This is a genomic window from Rhodococcus sp. Leaf225 (genome assembly GCF_001426145.1).
GTDB lineage: Bacteria > Actinomycetota > Actinomycetes > Mycobacteriales > Mycobacteriaceae > Rhodococcoides.
The window spans coordinates 646,230-664,800 of record NZ_LMRN01000007.1 but is presented as its reverse complement, the minus strand read 5'-3'; the positions used below and the strand labels follow the sequence as shown (position 1 = coordinate 664,800).

Annotated in this window: 21 protein-coding genes; 7 read left to right on the top strand and 14 right to left on the bottom strand. The window is 69.1% G+C overall.

Features of this window, described 5'->3' with window-relative positions:
• The first annotated feature begins 3 nt into the window (after window positions 1-3).
• Complete coding sequence (locus ASG69_RS03315; RefSeq protein WP_056447409.1) at window positions 4-288, top strand: 4a-hydroxytetrahydrobiopterin dehydratase; 285 nt, start codon at window positions 4-6, stop codon at window positions 286-288.
• Here the strand turns inward: ASG69_RS03315 and ASG69_RS03310 are convergent.
• Window positions 236-1,465: a mannosyltransferase gene (locus ASG69_RS03310; RefSeq protein WP_056447407.1), complete on the bottom strand. Its 1,230-nt coding sequence runs from the start codon at window positions 1,463-1,465 to the stop codon at window positions 236-238. The genes ASG69_RS03315 and ASG69_RS03310 overlap by 53 nt on opposite strands.
• A 350-nt stretch (window positions 1,466-1,815) precedes the next feature.
• On the opposite strand from ASG69_RS03310, the gene ASG69_RS03305 reads away from it, so the two are divergent.
• Complete coding sequence (locus tag ASG69_RS03305) at window positions 1,816-2,583, top strand: Rv1157c family protein (protein WP_156380417.1); 768 nt, start codon at window positions 1,816-1,818, stop codon at window positions 2,581-2,583.
• Window positions 2,584-2,741: 158 nt separating this feature from the next.
• Here ASG69_RS03305 and ASG69_RS03300 read toward each other — a convergent pair whose 3' ends face one another.
• From ASG69_RS03300 to ASG69_RS03265, 8 genes are all read right to left on the bottom strand, one after another.
• Window positions 2,742-3,479, bottom strand: a complete 738-nt coding sequence (locus ASG69_RS03300; protein ID WP_056447405.1) for a DUF1906 domain-containing protein — start codon at window positions 3,477-3,479, stop codon at window positions 2,742-2,744.
• 140 nt (window positions 3,480-3,619) lie between these two features.
• On the bottom strand, window positions 3,620-4,393 hold the full coding sequence (locus tag ASG69_RS03295; protein ID WP_056447403.1) for a site-2 protease family protein: 774 nt from the start codon (window positions 4,391-4,393) through the stop codon (window positions 3,620-3,622).
• A gap of 18 nt (window positions 4,394-4,411) precedes the next feature.
• Window positions 4,412-5,746 carry a wax ester/triacylglycerol synthase domain-containing protein gene (locus ASG69_RS03290; protein ID WP_056447402.1) on the bottom strand — a complete coding sequence of 445 codons (1,335 nt, stop codon included), beginning with the start codon at window positions 5,744-5,746 and terminating at the stop codon, window positions 4,412-4,414.
• 1 nt (window position 5,747) lies between these two features.
• On the bottom strand, window positions 5,748-6,227 hold the full coding sequence (locus tag ASG69_RS03285; RefSeq protein ID WP_056447400.1) for an SRPBCC family protein: 480 nt from the start codon (window positions 6,225-6,227) through the stop codon (window positions 5,748-5,750).
• A 23-nt stretch (window positions 6,228-6,250) separates the two neighbouring features.
• The gene (locus ASG69_RS03280) at window positions 6,251-6,616 is read right to left on the bottom strand and encodes a VOC family protein (RefSeq protein ID WP_027503894.1); all 366 of its coding nucleotides are present in this window, start codon (window positions 6,614-6,616) and stop codon (window positions 6,251-6,253) included.
• 9 nt (window positions 6,617-6,625) lie between these two features.
• Window positions 6,626-7,240 carry a class I SAM-dependent methyltransferase gene (locus ASG69_RS03275; protein ID WP_056447398.1) on the bottom strand — a complete coding sequence of 205 codons (615 nt, stop codon included), beginning with the start codon at window positions 7,238-7,240 and terminating at the stop codon, window positions 6,626-6,628.
• Window positions 7,237-7,527 (bottom strand): hypothetical protein, encoded by a 291-nt coding sequence (locus ASG69_RS03270; protein WP_027503896.1) that lies wholly within the window; start codon window positions 7,525-7,527, stop codon window positions 7,237-7,239. The genes ASG69_RS03275 and ASG69_RS03270 overlap by 4 nt, the downstream gene beginning before the upstream one ends.
• Before the next feature lie 10 nt (window positions 7,528-7,537).
• Window positions 7,538-8,776 (bottom strand): acyl-CoA dehydrogenase family protein, encoded by a 1,239-nt coding sequence (locus ASG69_RS03265; RefSeq protein WP_056447395.1) that lies wholly within the window; start codon window positions 8,774-8,776, stop codon window positions 7,538-7,540.
• A 108-nt stretch (window positions 8,777-8,884) separates the two neighbouring features.
• Here ASG69_RS03265 and ASG69_RS03260 point away from each other — a divergent pair, with 108 nt between their 5' ends.
• Window positions 8,885-10,051 (top strand): lipase family protein, encoded by a 1,167-nt coding sequence (locus tag ASG69_RS03260; protein WP_082544616.1) that lies wholly within the window; start codon window positions 8,885-8,887, stop codon window positions 10,049-10,051.
• On the opposite strand, the gene ASG69_RS03255 is transcribed toward ASG69_RS03260, so the two are convergent.
• Window positions 10,048-11,958 carry an alpha-amylase family protein gene (locus ASG69_RS03255; protein ID WP_051612929.1) on the bottom strand — a complete coding sequence of 637 codons (1,911 nt, stop codon included), beginning with the start codon at window positions 11,956-11,958 and terminating at the stop codon, window positions 10,048-10,050. The genes ASG69_RS03260 and ASG69_RS03255 overlap by 4 nt on opposite strands.
• Window positions 11,959-12,031: 73 nt before the next feature.
• On the opposite strand from ASG69_RS03255, the gene ASG69_RS03250 reads away from it, so the two are divergent.
• Together ASG69_RS03250 and ASG69_RS03245 are read left to right on the top strand one after the other, a co-directional pair.
• Entirely contained in the window at window positions 12,032-12,226 is a 195-nt protein-coding gene (locus ASG69_RS03250; protein WP_037183861.1) for an antitoxin, read from the top strand.
• Window positions 12,227-12,234: 8 nt separating this feature from the next.
• Window positions 12,235-13,200, top strand: a complete 966-nt coding sequence (locus ASG69_RS03245; RefSeq protein WP_231476100.1) for an SDR family NAD(P)-dependent oxidoreductase — start codon at window positions 12,235-12,237, stop codon at window positions 13,198-13,200.
• 182 nt (window positions 13,201-13,382) lie between these two features.
• Here ASG69_RS03245 and ASG69_RS03240 read toward each other — a convergent pair whose 3' ends face one another.
• Entirely contained in the window at window positions 13,383-13,736 is a 354-nt protein-coding gene (locus ASG69_RS03240) for a VOC family protein (protein ID WP_056447622.1), read from the bottom strand.
• Between the two features lie 60 nt (window positions 13,737-13,796).
• On the opposite strand from ASG69_RS03240, the gene ASG69_RS03235 reads away from it, so the two are divergent.
• Window positions 13,797-15,299 (top strand): DUF222 domain-containing protein, encoded by a 1,503-nt coding sequence (locus ASG69_RS03235; RefSeq protein ID WP_056447393.1) that lies wholly within the window; start codon window positions 13,797-13,799, stop codon window positions 15,297-15,299.
• Between the two features lie 7 nt (window positions 15,300-15,306).
• Here ASG69_RS03235 and ASG69_RS03230 read toward each other — a convergent pair whose 3' ends face one another.
• Entirely contained in the window at window positions 15,307-15,741 is a 435-nt protein-coding gene (locus tag ASG69_RS03230) for a VOC family protein (RefSeq protein WP_056447390.1), read from the bottom strand.
• Window positions 15,742-15,812: 71 nt separating this feature from the next.
• Between ASG69_RS03230 and ASG69_RS03225 the strand changes: the two genes are divergently transcribed.
• Window positions 15,813-16,832 (top strand): LLM class flavin-dependent oxidoreductase, encoded by a 1,020-nt coding sequence (locus ASG69_RS03225; protein WP_056447388.1) that lies wholly within the window; start codon window positions 15,813-15,815, stop codon window positions 16,830-16,832.
• Between the two features lie 9 nt (window positions 16,833-16,841).
• On the opposite strand, the gene ychF is transcribed toward ASG69_RS03225, so the two are convergent.
• Together ychF and ASG69_RS03215 are read right to left on the bottom strand one after the other, a co-directional pair.
• Complete coding sequence (gene ychF, locus ASG69_RS03220; protein ID WP_056447386.1) at window positions 16,842-17,921, bottom strand: redox-regulated ATPase YchF; 1,080 nt, start codon at window positions 17,919-17,921, stop codon at window positions 16,842-16,844.
• Window positions 17,922-17,958: 37 nt separating this feature from the next.
• Complete coding sequence (locus ASG69_RS03215; protein ID WP_235578827.1) at window positions 17,959-18,393, bottom strand: CD225/dispanin family protein; 435 nt, start codon at window positions 18,391-18,393, stop codon at window positions 17,959-17,961.
• Window positions 18,394-18,571 lie beyond the last annotated feature (178 nt).

The window sequence follows — 18,571 nt, the reverse complement described above, 5'->3', positions numbered from 1 at the left end:
AGTATGGCCGACTTGCTGAACGACACGGAGATCGACGACGCACTCACCCGCCTGAGCGACTGGCAGCGAGACGGGGACACCCTGGTCCGCACCGTCGAGTCGGCGAGCTTCCTCGAGGCGATCGACCTCGTCCGGCGCGTCGCGGAGGAGGCAGAATCGGCGGATCATCATCCGGACATCGACATCCGATGGCGGTCGGTGACCTACCGGCTGTCGACGCACTCCGCTGGTGGACTCACCGGGAAGGACGTCCTGCTCGCGGCCGCGATCGACCGCCTGGCGAGGTGACGCGGCGGCCCACCACCGCGATCCAGACGAACAGTGCCAGGGTGCCGACGGCGTAGACCGATCCCGCCAGAGCGAGTGGCCACGGGCGCGAGATGTCCCAGATGGACGGTTGTTCGAAGCTGAGGATCCACGGCACGCCGATCAGGGTGACCACGAGCCAGTACCCCGCGAGCACGCGCGCTCCCGGCGCACCCGACAACGGACCGTGCATCAGCCAGATCGACATGGGCACCACCCAGACCCAGTGGTGGGACCAGGAGATCGGCGAGATCATCAGGCCCACGAACGAGACGACGACGAGCGTCCCCAGGCGATCGTCGCGTGCCAGCGTCCGCCAGGCCAGGAATGCCGCGGCCAGCACCACGGCCGCCGCGACCAGCCACACCGGCCCCTGGCCGACGTCCTGCCCGGCCACGCGTGACAGCGTTCCGCGCAGGGACTGGTTCCACACCGAGCCGACGGGACCGATCCGGTCCGCGTCGCCCAGCAGGGTGGTGAAGTACGTCGTCGCGGCGGACCCCACGAGCAGGAAGCTGATCGCGACCGTCGCCGCGAAGGCGACGGCGGAGAACGCGGCGGCCGCCCACCGACGCTGGGCCAGGAAGTAGAGGCCGGTGATGGCGGGGGTGAGCTTCACGCCTGCCGCGACGCCGACCAGGGCACCCGACAGCCACCAGCGGGCGCTGCGGGCCGCGAGCATCGCCAGCAGAACCAGGAACACGTTGACCTGGCCGTAGTCCAGGGTGGTGCGCATCGACTCGGTCCACAGGCCCACCGTCGTCCAGAGCAACGCCGCCCGGTGTCCGGACCAGAGGCCCGACCCGACCATGCCCTGTGCGAGTCGGACCACCGCGTACAGCGCGGCGATCGTGGCGATCATCCAGGCAGCGCCCACCACCGGGAACGGCAGGAAATGCAGCGGATAGAACACGAGCGCGGCGAACGGTGGGTACGTGAAGGGCAGGGGGAAGTCGGGAGTCTCCTCCGAGTAGGTGAAGTCGTAGAGGTCGCCGCTGAACAGGCGGGCCGAACCGTCGACGTACACGTGGAGATCGACCCAGTTGCTGCCGTTGGGGGTGGCGACGGTCCACACCACACGCAGGATCAGCGAGATCACGAACAGGGCCGGTGCTGCTGCCAGCAACGTGCGCCCGGCCGATCGCCGTACTTCACTCACGAGTGTTCTTCCGATCGACGGGGGTCGCAGCCAGAGCGCAGCCTATCCGCACCGTGCGACGTGACTCTTCTGCACCACGGAGCCGCCGCGTTGTCACGCGACACGGCTCACAGCAGTAACGATCGCATCACTGTTCACTCTGACAACACCAGACACTCTATTAACAGACTACCGTTCGAATCGGAGCGAGCGACACGGGTCGATCGACCGGTGAGCTGCTGTACAACCGTCACTCCGTGTACATAGAGTGACCCCGCGCCCGACTGCCTCGCACGGCGGTGACGGGCAGATAGTGCATCGTGGGTCGCCTCGGATCGGTTCGAGGCGGCCGGAGGAGAAACGGGGACATCATGCGGGACATCGGGACAACGGGAACGCGCGTCGCAGCGCGACGTGTTCTGGGCGGAGTGGCCGTCGCCGCCGCCTGCGCCTTCGTCGCACCCGCTGCGGCAGGCGCGGCACCCGCCCCCGTCCTGCCGCTGCCCGCCGAGGTTCCGGTGGTGCCGGGCTACGAGGCACTGGCCGCCCTGGCCCCCACCCTGCTCGACGCCGCGGAGCGCGACGCAGCGTCGCCGCAGAGCGATCTGCTGGTGCGCGCGAAGGCGCTGCTGGCCACGGCCCCGCTGTCGGACCAGGCGAAGCGCATCCTCACCAGCATCATCACGTTCCTCGACGGCAGCGGTGGTGGCGGCCCCGAGATCCCCGAGAACGGCCCGGTCATCTCGCAGTTCTTCTACCCCACCGTCGGCAAGGGCTGCATCTCGGCCACGGCCGACTCCGTCGCGAGCGCGCTCGCGGTACCCGGCCCGGCACAGTTGCCGCCTCCCGGACCCGCAGCCGGTCAGGCCGGCTTCGTCTTCACGGCACTCGGCACCGCACCGCTCGCCGACGTGCAGGCAGCGCCGCTGACGGCGAACTGGGTCAACGTCGACACGGGTCGCACCGGAGCGACCGTGCTCACGGGTGCCGCGGGGATCAACCCCGACGGCCCGGCCACGCTCTCGGCACTCGCGGACACCGGGACCGGTCGCGTCCTGGCCGCCGTCTCCGGGTCGATCAGCACCGAGGCCGGCATCACGTGCAGCTTCCTGCCGACCATCGGCGCCTTCATCGTCTGACGATCGGGACGAGACCGGCGTTCAGGAACCGAACGCGGTCGAGATCTGGGTGTAGATCGCTCCGGCGATCGCGTACAGGTAGTCGATGAACTCCATGGTGGTGCCTCTCCGTAGGTGTGACTGCTGTGACAGGTGTGTCGTGCGAGGTCGCCGCCGCGTTACGCGGACAGGCTCCACTGCCCGTAGTCCTCGCGCAGCACGGTGTTGACGTCCACACCCACTCCGTCGATCGCTCGCTTGTCGATCTCGATCTGATGCAGGTGGGCAGCCGGGTTCACGTAGCCCTTCGGCGTCCCCCAGTTGTGCTGCCAGTACCAGGCACCGAGTCCCGCTGCCGCCGCGAGGTCGATGGTCGGCGAGTTGGCGTACACGCCCGTGTTCTCGGCCCCGACCACCGACTGCCAGCCGAGCAGGTACGGCGCGATCATCGCGGCGAACTCGACCGCGGTCGGGTTGTCGTCGATCGACGCGTAGATGGGTCGGTCCGCCGGTCCGCCTGCCTCCGTGTGCAATTCGAGGCCGCGCGTCGCGTGCTTCACGCCGGCGGCGAATCCGCCACGCCAGTCGGCCGTCGCCCCCTTGCCGAACTGGTAGCACGACACCACCTGGAGACCGGCCGCGGTGAGCTCGTCCGCCTCGGCGGCGGTCATCGGCTTGCCCGTCATCCAGGCGGCACCGGGTCGACGGTCCGAGACGTAGCGGATGGCGCCCAGATGGCCGGCGGCGGCGATGGCAGAGGCAGACGGCACTCCCCCGGCGTAGTCGATGATCGTGCCCAACGCTGCGGGTGCTGCGGGCGCGGCAGAGGCGACGCCGCGAGCGGCGACACCGGTGACCCCGACCGCGACGGAACCGGCGGCGGCATAGCGGAACAATTGACGACGCGACACGTGCACTGGGGTCTACCTCTCGATTCGCCCGGCGCGCCTTCCTCGACATGGCGGCCCGGGCTGGTAACTTCTCACGATTTCCGGCGCTATTGCACCACAGACCTCAGGGACCCCGCTAGTCCCGTGAGTCCCCTCGTCCCCAGCGATCAGTACCACTGCGTCCAGAACCGCGTGAGCACGCCGCCGCTCTGGGCCCACCCCGCGGGGACGCCGGACAGCTCGTACAGGGAGTACACCGCTTCGAAGAAGACGCGGTTGACCTGCGGCACGAACAGCAGGGCCACCACGATGAGAACCCCGTAGGGCCCGATCTGCGCGAACGACCGCCGCGCACCGGGCGACAGGTAGGGCTCGATCGCCCCGAAACCGTCCAGGCCCGGCATCGGGATCAGGTTCAGCACCACGGCGACCACCTGCAGGAAGGCGAGGAAGCTCATGCCGAACCAGAAGGAGGCGTGCTCGCTGCCCGGTGCCCACACCGCGACGATCGCCAGAAGGATCACCGCGAGAACGAGATTGGCGAACGGGCCGGCCAGGGACACCGTCGTCCGCTGCCGCCTGGGCATACCGCTGGTGTTCAGCCACACGGCGCCGCCCGGCAGACCGATCCCGCCCAGCGCGACGAAGATCAGCGGCAGCACGATCGACAGTCCGGGCACCGTGTACTTCAGGGGGTTCAGCGTGAGATAGCCGCGCGCGGCGGTGTCGTGATCACCGAAGCGCCAGGCCGTCACCGCGTGGGCGAACTCGTGGAGACACAGGGACACCACCCATCCACCGATGACGAGGACGAAGACACCGGCGTACGACAGGACGTCGCCCGGCCTGGTCGAGTTCCAGGCCAGAACACCGCCGATCACGGCGACGGCGACGACCGCGAGGAAGACGGGGCTGGGTCGTACCGACGTGGACAGTGCCATGTCAGCAGCGTAGGCGGGTCACCTGAGCGCTTCCCGCACTCGATAGACGGCCTCCCGCAGGCAGTCGGTGTACGCGTCGGCGTCCATGACGTCGTCGCTCGTCACGATCGAGAGGGTCACCACGTCGCCGATTCCGTGCACTCCGTGCGTGACGCCGACAGTCGGCGAGAGGGCCGGGAACCCGGCGCTCAGCACGACGGGCCGACCGCTCAGCGTGAGGTCGGCGACGCCTCGGTTCACACTGGAGACCACGGTGTGACCCGCCACCGTCGTCGGCGCCACCGACAGGTCGGCGCGGTCGACGTCGCGCCGGACGATCACCGCGGGAACGGTCTCCGTCGCACGATCGCCGACCCCGAACGCGGGGTGTTCCAGCCGTCTTCGCCGATCTTGCAGGGAGTCGTCGATCGCCCGCGCCCGCGCGCGGAGATCCTGCACGGACGGGTGCAGATCCACCCCCGCGTTGTGAAAAGCATTGGCAGCAGCGGTGGTTCGACTCTCCCCCGGTATGGCGATCATGACCTCGGCCCCGAGGTCGTCCGGAACCGGCTCGCCCAGGGACGCGAGATGCCGACTCATCGCGTCCGACACCACGACGAGCGCGGCCACGGTGACACTGACGGTGTCGGTGCGGAGGTCCGACGCCGGGCACACCACGCACCGGATGCGGGTGGTTCCGCCTGCCGGGCGGGACAGCAGCGTCGGCGCTCGGGGAAGCGGCGGGCCGGGGATGACGCCGGCCGCCGTGTCGGCCGTGCGCCGACGATCGGCCACCACCGCCTCACGTGCCCGACGCACCATGCCGATCACCCGTGCGGGAAGCTCGACGGCACCACGCGCGACCGCGAGGGGCGCCGGCACCACCACCGTGCGCACCGCCGCTGACGGCTCGTCCGACAGCAACGCGCGAGCCAGCGCCGACACCCGCCCGCCGTCCCCGAGAGCGTGCGCGATCTGCAGGACGAGCACCGTCGCCGACCCCGTCGTGCCGGGCACCCCGTGGACGCACGGGTACAGATGCACGCGCCACGGCTCGCGGCGCGGCTCGACCTGATCCCCGAAGGTCTCCGCCACCCGGTCGAGGCAGTCCTGCCACGTCCCGCCGGCGTGGACGCGGACCCGGTCGCGGGTCACCCCCGTGGGCACCCAGTAGGGGTAGTCGGCCGTCCACCGCGTCTCGCGAAGACGGACCGACAGCCCGTCCACCACACGCGCCCGACGCACGAGTGCCGTGGCGACGGCGTCCGGGTCGTCGAGCACACCGTCGAACGCGTAGAGCAGGAACTGGTCGCTCGGCAGGCGCCGCGACAGCCAGTACATGCGGGCGTCGGTGGCCGTGAGCCGACCGGTCACGTCAACGGTCCTGCTGCTCCGCCTGCAACTTCAGCGCGGCGAGTCCCTTCTCGAAGTCCCTGCCGATGAACCTGTCCATCGGCACGATCCTGCCGACGAGACGCGCGACGAGGTTCTGCTGTCCCGTCATCCGCCACGTCACCTCGGTGCCGCTTCCTGCCGGCGACAGCAGGAATATGGTCACGTTCGTGGCCTTGAACGGTTTCGTGAACAGCAGATCGAGCACGACACGATCGTCCGTCGAATCCACGACGGTCATCGACCCGGCACCGGCCTTGCGATTACCCGACCAGGCGTAGGACGCCCCGACCCCGGACTCCGAGCCGCTGTAGGTGCGGGACAGATCGGGGTCGCTGCCCTCCCACGGCGACCAGGACGTCCACCGGTGCAGATCGTCGAGGAAACCGTGCACGGTCGACGCTGGAGCGTCGACGAGGACGGAACGTTCGATCACGAACTCGTGGACCCTGTCGGTGGTCATGGGGTGATGGTAGGGCGCAGCAGTCAGTCGCGCCTGCACAGGCAGAAGAGGTGACCGACGGGATCCTGCAACACGCGGAAACCCGGGTGTTCGCCGTCGTCGTCCAGCACGCGGGCACCCTGCTCCACAGCGAAGGCCTGCGCCGCCTCCATGTCGTCGACCACGAGATCGAGGTGGATGCGGATGCCCTCCCGGGGCCAGTACAGCGGGACGAAGTCGGGCGCCTTCTGGAAGGCCAGACGCGAGCCGCCGGTGCCCTCGATCACGGTCCAGTCGGGATCGTCCTGCACCACCTTCCACCCCAGCAGAGCGGTGTAGAAACGCCCGAGCGCCACCGGATCGGGACAGTCAAGAACCGTGTAGTCCATGTCGATCGTGGGTCGTGTCATGTCCGAATTCTAGCCAGGCGTGCCGATGCCCGAGAGACTTCCCGCTTGTCGGTACCCGGTCAGGACAACCCATTCCGCACCCTCGCGCCACGGTGCCACCGACCAGGTGGAGAAGCGCTGCACGGCCGTGAAGCCGGCGTCCCGGACGTCTCGTTCGGCCCGGTCGGCGGTGTACTCGCGGTCCGTCGCGAACCCCAGGATCACCACCCCGCCCGGGACCACCGCGTCGTGCCAGCGCCGGAGCACCGTCGGCTCGGTGCCCGGGGCGAGGAAGACCATGACGTTGCCGGCGGCCACGATCGCGTCGAACGACTGCGGTTCCAGATCCATGGTCGCCAGGTCGCCCTCCACCACCGTGATGCCGTGCTGTCGACGCGCCTCCTCGACCAGGACCGAGTCGAGATCCACGGCGGTCACCGTGTGTCCGCGCCGCGCGAGTTCCGCGCCCAGTCGTCCGGTTCCGCATCCTGCGTCGAGGACACGCGCGGCCCGGGGCAGCACGGCGTCGACGAAGCGGGCCTCCCCGTGCATGTCCGCGCCCGACGCCTCCAGTTCCCGGAAGCGCGCGACGTAGGCGTGCGAGTCCTCGGCGCTGCGCTCGGCCGACCACCGCGTAGCGGTCACCGGTCGAGGTAGAAGCGCGCGGTCTCGGTCGCCACGTCGGACACCGCGGACGCCAGCCCGGGCTCGAGATCCAGGGCATCGGCGAGTTCGCTGCCGCGCAGCCCCTGCGAGCGCAGCAGGTCCCAGGCCTTCTCCACCAGACGTACCGACGTCGCGTGATCGAGTTCCGGCCGGTTCGAGCGCAGGGCCGTCGCCGCCCAATCCGCGTCGAACGTGCCGTTGGGCGGACCGAACACCCGCTCCCCCGTGGAGTAGGGCTTCGGGTCGGTGCCACCGGCGTGTGTCATGCCCGTGACGCTATCCCCTGCCGGTAGCGGGCGCCGCGATGCTCGTCTTGTTCCCCGCCGACCAGGCGTAGGGCAGGTCATCGCCGTTGAGCACGTGAGCACCCACCGAGCGCAATTTGTAGAGCACCGGGTTGTGCACGGAGATGGTGCGCGCGTTGCGCCAGTGCCGGTCGAGGGCCAGGGTCTCCGACACGATCGATGCTCCGCCGACCTCGAACAACTGCGTCGTCGCGTCCAGCACGAGGTCGACGACCACGGCCTGGGCGTGCGACGTGCTCAGCTCGGCCCGGTCGAGCGATGCGTCGTCGCCCACCTCGACGGCGCTCTCGACGTCCGCGGCCGCCGACAGGACCAGGGCGCGGGAGGACCAGGCGGCAGCTTCGAGCCGCCCGATGAGCTGCTGCACCACCGGATCGTGTCGCGGCAGGTCGGCGGCGGCGTGGGTGTAGCTGCGGGTGCGGGCGCGGACCCACGCGGTGATGTCGTCGGCGGCGCGGCGCGCGATGCCGGCCAGGACCGCGAGCTGGACCAGCTGCAGGTACGACGTCGCGTACGTGCGTCCGGGTGCGCCGTACCCCGGTCCGAGCAGGCGCGACTCGTCGACGGCGACGTCGGTGAACGTGGTGGTGCCGCTGACGGTGAGCCGCTGCCCGAAGCCGTCCCAGTCGTCACGCTGCACGACGCCGGGAGCGTCCGAGTCGACGAGCACGGACACCCGCTCGCCGTCGAGGTCGGCAGCGACCAGGATGTGGTCGGAGTAGAGACTGCCCGTGCTGTAGAACTTCTCGCCGTTCAGACGCAGACCGTCCGGGCCGCGCGTGACCGTCGTGCGGTAGTGGTCCACCGCCCCGACACCCGGCTCGGTGATCGCGTTGCCGACGAGAGTGCCGTCGGCGATCGCCCGCAGCCACGCGTCGCGGTCGGGTCCCGGTTCTGCCGCCACCTGGTCCTCGACGAAGCTCCAGTGCACGCGCAGCGCCTGCGGCAGATTCGACTCGGCGGCCGCGAGATCGACCAGCAGCGAGAACAACTGCGTCACCGAGGCGCCGGAGCCACCGTGCTCGACCGGCACGCGCAGTGCGCCGAAGCCGGCCTCGCGCAGCAGCGCGATCTCGTCGTGGGCGAGCCGTCTGTCCTTCTCGCGGGCCACCGCGCCCTCGGCGATGCGGTCGAAGACGGGCTGGAAGCGGGCGCGGAGGGCCTCGTCGGTCGCCGGGCCGTCGGTCACTCGGTCGTGTGTCGTCGTCACGGGAGACGAGACTGCTCGTCGGCGCCGTCGGCCGACACCGTTGGACTCGAGGAGATTCTTGCCACGCCCGCTGCCCGAGGCAGTACGGTGACCCGAACGGGGGGAACCATGGCGCTGTCGCGCAGCATGAATCGACTGATCGCGGGGCGGATCACACCGGAGATGGCGGCGGATCCGCACGCCGCCATCCTGCCGACCCCCATCGCCGACGACTCCTTCTTCGACACGCCTGATCACGACCTGTCACCGGGTGTCCTCGTGCGCCACCGCGATGCGACGGGATGGTTCCCGCGACCACGAACCCGCCTGCGCCAGTTCATGGTCGGCTCCACCGACGCTCTCGGTCGTTCGGTGCCCGTCACCGCCACGCTGATGGAACCGAGGAGGCCGTGGCGCGGGTCGGGTACCCGGCCCGTGGTCGTGCACAACGTCGCGATCGACTCGCTCGGCACCCGGTCGACACCGTCGTATCGCATCGTCCACGGCGTCGGCCAGGACTTCCCCACGGTGGTTCCGCTCTGGCTTCAGCGCGGGTACGCGGTGCTGATCCCGGACCATCAGGGACCGCGTATGGCCTACGCCGAGGGGACCATGGCAGGGCACGCCGTGCTCGACAGCATCCGCGGACTCGTCGCGCTCGACCCGTCCTACGCGACGAGCCCGACCGCCCTCTACGGCTACAGCGGCGGTGCCATCGCGACGGCCTGGGCCGCGCAACTGCACCCCTCCTACGCGCCCGAGCTCGTCCTGCGCGGCGCCGTGGCCGGAGGATCACCGGTCGACGTCGGCTTGCTGCGCGGGACCATGAACGGCACTCTCGGAGCCGGCCTCTTCGGGGCGGCGATCATCGGCATGGCTCGCGAACACCCAGCCCTGGTCGAGCAGTTCAGCCCCACCGGCATCGTTCTCGCGTCGATGATCAAGGACCTGTCCGTCGTCCCGCTGGCCTTGTCCGGGCTGGCGCGGTTGCGACTGGAACGGCTGTCCGTGGACCCGGGCGTGTTCGAGTCCGCCACCGCGCGCGCCGTCATCGAGGCGAACACTCCGGGGGCGGACGCGCCCGTCGTACCCGTGGCGTTCTATCACGGTGCTGCGGTGCCCCGGTTCGCCGATCGGTGGATCCCCGAGCAGGGCGTCCTGAACCTGGTCGACGCGTGGCGCGGACGCGGCGCGGACGTGGAGTACCGGCCCGTGTTCGGCGACCACTTCGTGGGCGCGCTGTCCGGTCTGCCGTTCGCGATGCGGTGGATCGACGCGAGGTTCCGGGACGGCTAGCCGTCCACCACCCACCAGGCGGCGTACGGCGGGAGCCAGACGGTGTCGTCGTCGACCGACCCGACGCCCGTCAGCACCTCCCGAGGAGCGACGATTCCCGAGCGGCCGAGGACGGACACCGCCACCGGGCGGTGTGTGTCGCTCACGTTGAACAGGGCGACGAGTGTGCCGCTCGGGTGCCGACGGCGGACACCCAGCACTCCGTCGTCCAGATCGCCCAGAACGTCGACCGGCGCCTCGGCATGCAGCATGGGCAGATCCGACCGCACGCGGGCGATGTGCGCGATGCCGTCGAACACCCGCTGCGCGTCGGAGCCCTGCTCGTGGCGTCGCGCCCTGTCGGCGTCGGTCACTCGCGGTCGGTGCACCCACCGGTTATCGTCCTCGTGGCCGGGTTCCGCCGCCCAGTCGGGATCACCCGGCGAGCCGATCTCGTCCCCACTCCACACCACGGGGATCCCGCCCCAGACCGCGACGAGGGCGTGGGCGAGGAACAGCCGGGCGAACGCGCCGTCCGGATCCCGTCGCTCCGCACCGAGGCCCGAGAGCGCCGCCGCCGTCCCGCTGATCCGACGGTCGCCGGTGTCCGGATTGTGTTGGAACACCAGACCTTCCGCCCACGACTGCGGGAACTCTCCGGAATACCAATCGGCGAGGAAGTGTCGGTGGCCGGCGCCGGACAGACCCATCGCGGCCGCGTCGCCGTCGTCGATCGCCCATCCGATGTCGTCGTGGCACCGCACGTACGTCACCCACGTCCCGCCGGGCGGAGTCGGTGGCAGTGTCGACAGGGCGTGGCGCGCCAGCTCGGTGCTGCCCGAGGCCAGCATCGACCACACCTGGACCATGAGGCTGTTGTGGTAAGCGATGTCGGACACCCGACCGGTGTGCGATCCGGTTCCCAAGTAGGGCAACAGATCTCGTGGTCCGACGATCGCCTCGGCCTTGAACAACAGCGCAGGCGAGGCCATGCGCGCCGTCGCCCGCAGGATCTGCGTGATCGCGTGCACCTCGGGCTGATTCTGACAGTTGGTTCCCAGCCGCTTCCACAGGAAGGCGATGGCGTCGAGACGGACCACCTCGATGCCCAGGTTCGCGAGAGCGGCGACGATGTCGACGAACTCGACCAGCACCGCGGGATTGGCCCAGTTCAGATCCCACTGCCACTCGTTGAAGGTCGTCCAGACCCAGCCGTCGACGCCGTCGTCCCACGTGAAGTTCCCCGGTGCGAAGTCGGGGAACACCTCGGGCAGCGTGCGCTCGTAGGCGTCGGGCGTCGACCTGTCGGGATGGATGTGGAAGTAGTCGCGGTGGACTGCGTCGCCCTGTTGCGCCAGTTCCGCCCACTCGTGTTCGCGAGCAACGTGATTGAGGACCAGGTCGATCACGGGACTGATCCCGCGCTCGCGCAGGGTGGTGGCGAGCGCCCGCAGATCGTCGACCGTCCCGAGGTCCTCCCGCACCGTGCGGTAATCCATGACCGCGTACCCGCCGTCGTTGTCGCCCGGACGCGGCGTGAGCAGCGGCATCAGGTGCAGGTAGGTGACACCGAGATCCGTCAGGTGGTCCAGCCGATCCGCCAGACCGGACAGAGTGTCACCGAAACGGTCGACGTAACAGGCGTACCCGAACATGGTGGGCTGCTGGAACCAGTCCGGCTCCAGCAGACGCCGCTCGTCGAGCCGGTGCAGCTCGTCGGGCCGGTCCGCGAACGCGTGTGCCGCGCGCTCGACGAGGGTGCGCGCCACCGCATCGGGCTCCGCGTACAGGGCGGTGACGGCCTCGTGGAGATCGGGCCACCAGCGCTCGACACGGAGAGTGAAGGTGTCCCGCCGGTGCGGCGGGAGCGGGGCGAGTGCCGCACCGATGATGTCGTGGATCGCGTCGGGTACGGCGGTGCGCGGCATGGTCGGGATTCTTCCACGCCCGGCAGTGGGTAGCCTCGAACTGCAGCTCACACGATCAACGAGAGGACGACCGATGGTGAACTTCGGCGAGATCAAGCGCAAGCTCGACCAGAACGAGGAGAAGGTCGAACAGGCACTGGACAAAGCGGGCGACGCGGCCAAGAAGAAGTTCGCCGGGCACGACTCCCAGATCGACGGCGCGCTGGACAAGGCCAAGGACGCCATCGGCGAGAAGAACAGCGACCGCACCGACGGTCCTCCCGCCTAGTGGTCGCGGTGGGGAACTTTCTGACAGGAGTGCTGGACGAGGCGCTCGACCGGACGGTCGTGCCCGGCTACTCCCGTATCGGGTCGGCCGTCCGTCGTCGATTCTGGGCGGCCGATCCGGCCCCGTTCCCCGCCCCCATCGACGTGATCGTCACCGGCGGCAGCTCGGGTCTCGGCGCAGCTGCCGCCCGACAACTGGCCGTCCTCGGTGCGCGGGTGCACCTGGTCGGGCGTTCGGCGCGGCGGCTCGACGCCTCCGCGACCGAGATCCGCCACACCGTGCCCGGCGCCGAGCTCGTCGCGCACGAGTGCGACATGAGCGACCTCGATGCCGTGGCTGCGCTGGTCACCACACTGACCGCTCAGCTGACGTCGATCCACGCGGTGGTGCACTGCGCCGGCGTCATGCCGCCCGAGCGCACCGAGACCGCACAGAAGCACGAGATGGCCTTCGCGACCCACGTGCTCGGGCCCGTCGCGCTCACGGTCGGGCTACGCGAGCTGTTCGACGCGGGGTCCCGCGTGGTGTTCGTCTCCAGCGGCGGCATGTATCCGGTTCCGCTGCAGACCACCGACGTCGAGTTCGCTCACGGCGACTACTCGGGCCTCACCGCGTACGCCCGCACCAAGCGCATGCAGGTGGTGATCACCGAGCAACTGGCGGAGCGCCTCACCGGGCCCGACGATCCCGTCGTGCACAGCATGCACCCGGGGTGGGCGGCCACACCCGGTGTCACGGACTCCATTCCGATGTTCGGCTCGGTGATGAAACCCATCCTCCGCACCGCCGACGACGGAGCCGACACCATCGTGTGGCTCGCAGCCGCCGATCTGCCACTCGCGTCCACGGGGATGTTCTGGCACGACAGACGACCGCGCCCCACGCACTACCCGTCCTGGCGGCGGGACTCGCCGGAGGCACGGGACGCACTGTGGGGCGCGGTCGTGGAGGCCACGGGTATCGACCTCGGCTGACGTCTCCGTCAGAGGAGATCGGTCAGGTTCGACACGATCGAGGACCAGACCCACGGTTGATTCCAGATCCAGAGCGAAAGCATGGCGGTAGTCCTCACTGCAGGGAACATCTGTCCCCGACAGTCAAGACGCGTCGTTGCAGGCGTGCACCTCGGACGGCGGATGTCGGTGACGAGTCACTGTCACGCTCGGTGCATCACGACATTCACGACGTTTCCGTCAGGAGCGCGCACGAGGAATCGTCGGACTCCCCACTCCTCCGTGGTGAGCGGATGCACGATCTCGTGACCGCGACGGACGGCCTCCTCGTACGCCGCATCGACGTCGTCGACGTGAACCGACATCGCCGACTCCACCGGACTCGTCGCATCTCGCGTCACCAGTTGTACGTGCGCACCGGTCTCCGGTGACGTGAAGCGGGCGACCCAACCGAGATCGAACTCCTCGACCGCGAGTCCCAGGAAATCGGTGTAGAACGACTTCGCGTCGGCGATGTCCTCGACCGGCAGGTTGGTGGTGATGCGCTCGACTCGCATGGTGCGCATTCTGCCCCTCTCGGCCTGTTCGTGTCGGTGCCCGCTGCTACCTTCGCACACATGTTCGAACAGGGGTGGGCGACGCGCGATCCGGAGGCCATGGGCCTACCCGGACACCTCGCCGACGTCACGGTCGACGGCGTCCTCGGCGCACTCACCCACGCCACCGCCGGCGCCGCGTACCTCGAATGGACCCGCTACCGGGCCGCGGCGGAACTGCACACCCGACTGGTCGCGCCGCTGGACACCGCCGACCGCCGCCGATTCGACGCCACCACTCACTGCGCCGCCCGCATCGCCGCAGTCCTGTCGATCACCCAGGGCGCAGGCGAGGGCATCCTCACCCGTGCCGTGGCCCTGCGAGATCGTCTGCCCGACGTTGCCGCCTGCCTCCGCGACGGCCTCGTGACCCCGAAGTACATCCACACCATCATCGCCCGCACCGACCTCGTCGACGGCACCGACCATGCCCACCTGGTCGATGCCGAGATCGCGGCGGCACTACGGCGACGCGGCTCCTGGTCAGTGGCCCGGATGCGCGACATGGTCGACCGCATCGTCTACCGCCACGACCCCGACGCCGTCCGCGAGCGTCGCACTCGCGCGAAGGACGACCGCGGCTTCTGGATCGACCCCGCACCCGACGGCATGGCTTATCAGTGCGCCACCATGCCCGCCGAGAACGCCGTCCTCGTCGCCGCTGCTGTCGACGACCTCGCCGGACGCGTCTGCCCGAAAGACCCGCGCAGCGCCGGCGCCCGACGCAGTGACGCCCTCTTCGCCCTCGCCACGCGCACCCCCTTCGAATGCCAGTGTGACCGTGACGACTGCGACGCTCCCGGCTGGACCGGCGAGGACGGTCTCCTGACCACCGTCATCGTGCACGTCGTCGCCGACGCCGCCACCGTGAACGGGGACACCGCCTCCGCGCAGCAGGGCAACCCGGGTTTCCTCGCGGGCCACGGCGTCATCTCCGCCGACCACGTCGCCGACCTCGCTGCGCGCCCCGACGCGGTTCTGAGGCCTGTCGCCGCCACCAACCCCGCCTCGCAACCCGCGGATCCCTACCGCCCGTCCAGTGCCCTCGACACGTTCGTGCGCATCCGCGATCAGTACTGCACCTGGCCCGGCTGCAGCAACGCCGTCTGGACCGGCGACCTCGACCACATCACCGAGTACGACCACGACGATCCCGCGGCCGGTGGACAGACGACCGACGTCAACCTCGGCGCCAAGTGCCGCTTTCACCACAACCTGAAGACGTTCGGCGACTTCGTCGACGACCAGTACCTCGACGGAGACACCGGACGAGTCGTCTCCACCATCGCCACACCCGAGGGACGCGTGATTCCGGGCCCGGCGCACAACGGGTACGACCTGTACCCCGGACTCGCCGACATCACCTTCGAACAGCCGGCGCAGGCCCCACCGGATGCCCCGCGCACATCACCGACCAGGCGAAGAACCCGCCTGGCGGACAAGCATGCGCGGCGGCGGTCCGAACGCTCCCGAAACCGACGCAGACGAGAGTTCGCCGACAACGACGACCCACCACCGTTCTGACGGGACGTCAGTCCAGGCAGAATTCGTTGCCCTCGACGTCCTGCATCACCATGCAGGACTCTTCTCCGTCGCCCGCGGGCAGGAGCCGCACTCGCGTGGCTCCGAGGTCGACGAGGCGTGCGCATTCCGCTTCCAGAGCCCCGAGGCGCTCGTCACCGACCATGCCGACGCCCACACGGACGTCGAGGTGGACGCGGTTCTTGACGGTCTTCGCCTCGGGTACCCGTTGGAAGTACAGCCGTGGGCCCACCCCGTTCGGGTCCACGCATGCGAAGGCCGACCCCTGTTTCTCGGCGGGGAGCGAACGGTCGAACTCCGCCCAGTCGGCGAAGCCCGCGGGCGCCGGCGGCACCACGTATCCGAGAACCTCGCACCAGAATCGGGCGACTCGCTCGGGGTCCGCGCAATCGAAGGTGACCTGCACCTGTCTCACCTGAGCCATGGATCCACGCTAGGCGACAGTGGCGGCCGTCGGAAGGGAAATATTCGGGCGCCGTCAGCGTTCTCCGGTGCATGAAGAACATCGGGTTCCTGTCGTTCGGGCACTGGTCACCGTCGCCGCACTCGCAGACGCGCTCCGCATCGGACGTGTTGCTGCAGTCGATCGACCTCGCGGTCGCCGCAGAGGAACTCGGTGCAGACGGCGCGTACTTCCGCGTTCACCACTTCGCGAACCAGCTCGCGTCGCCGTTCCCTCTACTCGCGGCCGTCGGTGCCAAGACCAGTCGCATCGAGATCGGCACCGGCGTCATCGACATGCGCTACGAGAACCCGTTCTACATGGCCGAGGACGCCGGGTCCGCCGACCTGATCTCCGGCGGGCGGCTGCAGCTCGGTGTGAGCCGGGGATCGCCCGAGCAGGTCATCGACGGCTTCCGCTACTTCGGCTACGCCCCGGCCGAGGGCACCGACAGCGGAGACATGGCCCGTGAGCACACCCGCATCTTCCTGGACCTGTTGGAGGGCAAGGGCTTCGCGGAGCCGAACCCCTCCCCCATGTTTCCCAACCCGCCCGGCCTGTTGCGCCTCGAGCCGCACTCCGACGGGTTGCGTGAGCGCATCTGGTGGGGTGCAGGTACTCGTGCGACCGCCGAGTGGACGGCGCAGCAGGGCATGAACCTCATGAGCTCGACTCTGCTCAGCGAAGACACCGGCGTGCCGTTCCACGAACTGCAGGCCGAACAGATCGAGCGCTTCCGCAAGACGTGGTCCGACGTCGGCCACTCGTTCGAACCGCGAGTGTCCGTGAGCCGCAGCATCTTCCCGATCGTCGACGACGTGGATAGTGCGTATTTCGGCCGCGAGGGCGGCAGCGGCGATCAGGTCGGCTACATCGACGGCGGCATCGCTCGTTTCGGCAAGACCTACGCCGGCTCACCAGACAAGCTCATCGCGGAGCTGGCGAAGGACGAAGCCGTCGCCGCGGCCGACACGCTGCTCCTGACCGTGCCCAACCAGCTCGGCGTCGAGTATTGCGCACACCTCATCGAGTCGGTGCTGACGCACGTGGCGCCGGAGTTGGGCTGGCGGTAGCAGTCCCGCTCAGACGTTGAAGCGGAACTCCACCACATCCCCGTCGGCCATGACGTATTCCTTGCCCTCGATGCGGACCTTGCCGGCCGACTTGGCGGCGGCCATGGATCCGGCGGCGACGAGGTCGTCGTAGGACACGACCTCGGCCTTGATGAAGCCCTTCTCGAAGTCGGTGTGGATGACGCCCGCTGCCTGCGGTGCGGTGTCGCCCTGGTGAATGGTCCACGCGCGGGACTCTTTCGGGCCTGCGGTGAGGTACGTCTGCAGCCCGAGGGTGTGGAAGCCGGCGCGCGCCAGAGCGTGCAGGCCGGGCTCCGACTGGCCGATGCTCTCGAGCAGTTCCATCGCCGACTCGTCGTCGAGTTCGACGAGCTCCGACTCGATCTTGGCGTCGAGGAAGACGGCGTCGGCGGGAGCGACAGCTGCCTTCAACTCGGCAACCTTCGCGTCGTCGGTGAGCACCGACTCGTCTGCGTTGAAGACGTAGAGGAACGGCTTGGTGGTGAGCAGATTGAGCTCACGCAGTGACGACGCGTCGAACGTGTCCTTCACCGAGTACAGCGTCGTGCCGCTGTCGAGAATCGTCTGCGCTTCCTTGGCCGCGGCGACCATCGGCGCGCGATCCTTCTGCGTGCGAACTTCCTTCTCGAGACGCGGGATCGCCTTCTCGAGGGTCTGCATGTCCGCGATGATCAGCTCGGTCTCGATGACCTCGATGTCGGCGGCCGGATCGACCTTGCCGTCGACGTGCACCACGTCGTCGTCGGCGAACACGCGCACGACCTGGCAGATGGCGTCGGCCTCACGAATGTTCGCGAGGAACTTGTTGCCCAGGCCGGCGCCCTCGGACGCGCCCTTCACGATGCCGGCGATGTCGACGAACGTGACGGGCGCCGGAAGGATCTTCTCGGAACCGAAGATCTTGGCCAGCTCGTTCAGCCGCGGATCCGGCAACGGTACGACGCCCTCGTTCGGCTCGATGGTGGCGAACGGATAGTTCGCCGCCAGCACGTCGTTGTTGGTCAGTGCGTTGAAGAGGGTGGACTTGCCGACGTTGGGCAGTCCGACGATTCCGAGGGTGAGGCTCACAGGGAGGAGAGTCTACGTGCCGCCCCCGACCGCCCTGTCAGTACGTGTAGTCGGTGCCCGATCCCGCCGAGATCGCGAAGGCGATGAGCAGCACGTAGAAGAGGATGAACAGCGCGAAGAGCCCCACGAAGATGTAGAGCGAGTACTTGCCCAGCTGCTTCGTGCGCTCCGACGCGTAGTGCGCACCCTGATAGTCGCCCAGCGACCACCGCGGGAACACCGAGCTCGAGTGGTTGAACGCCGAGAACGCCAGCGGCCAGAAGAAGATCAGCGCGGCGGCGGCCCAGCCGGCGTTGGTCGGCGGCAGCGGCGGCGGGCCGTACTGCTGCTGGGGATAACTCGGCTGTTGCTGCTGCTGCGGGAAGGCTCCGCTGGTCGGGAACGCTCCGGTGTCCGTCGGCCCCTTCGTCAGGTCGGGCTCGTACGACGAACCGGTGTACGGCTGCTGCGGGTACTCGGGGTGGTCTGACACACGAGCATCGTAGGCAGTCGGGGCGCGCGAGTGGGGTCTCGTTGTCATGTCGTGACGTTCGGCGACGGTCCCGGACCGCTCGGCGCAACGATCCGCACACGCCAGGCTCACAACCGCACGAAATGTCGGTCGGTCTGCTTACAGTGACTGCGATCACACGATGATCGCCGCCCCTCCA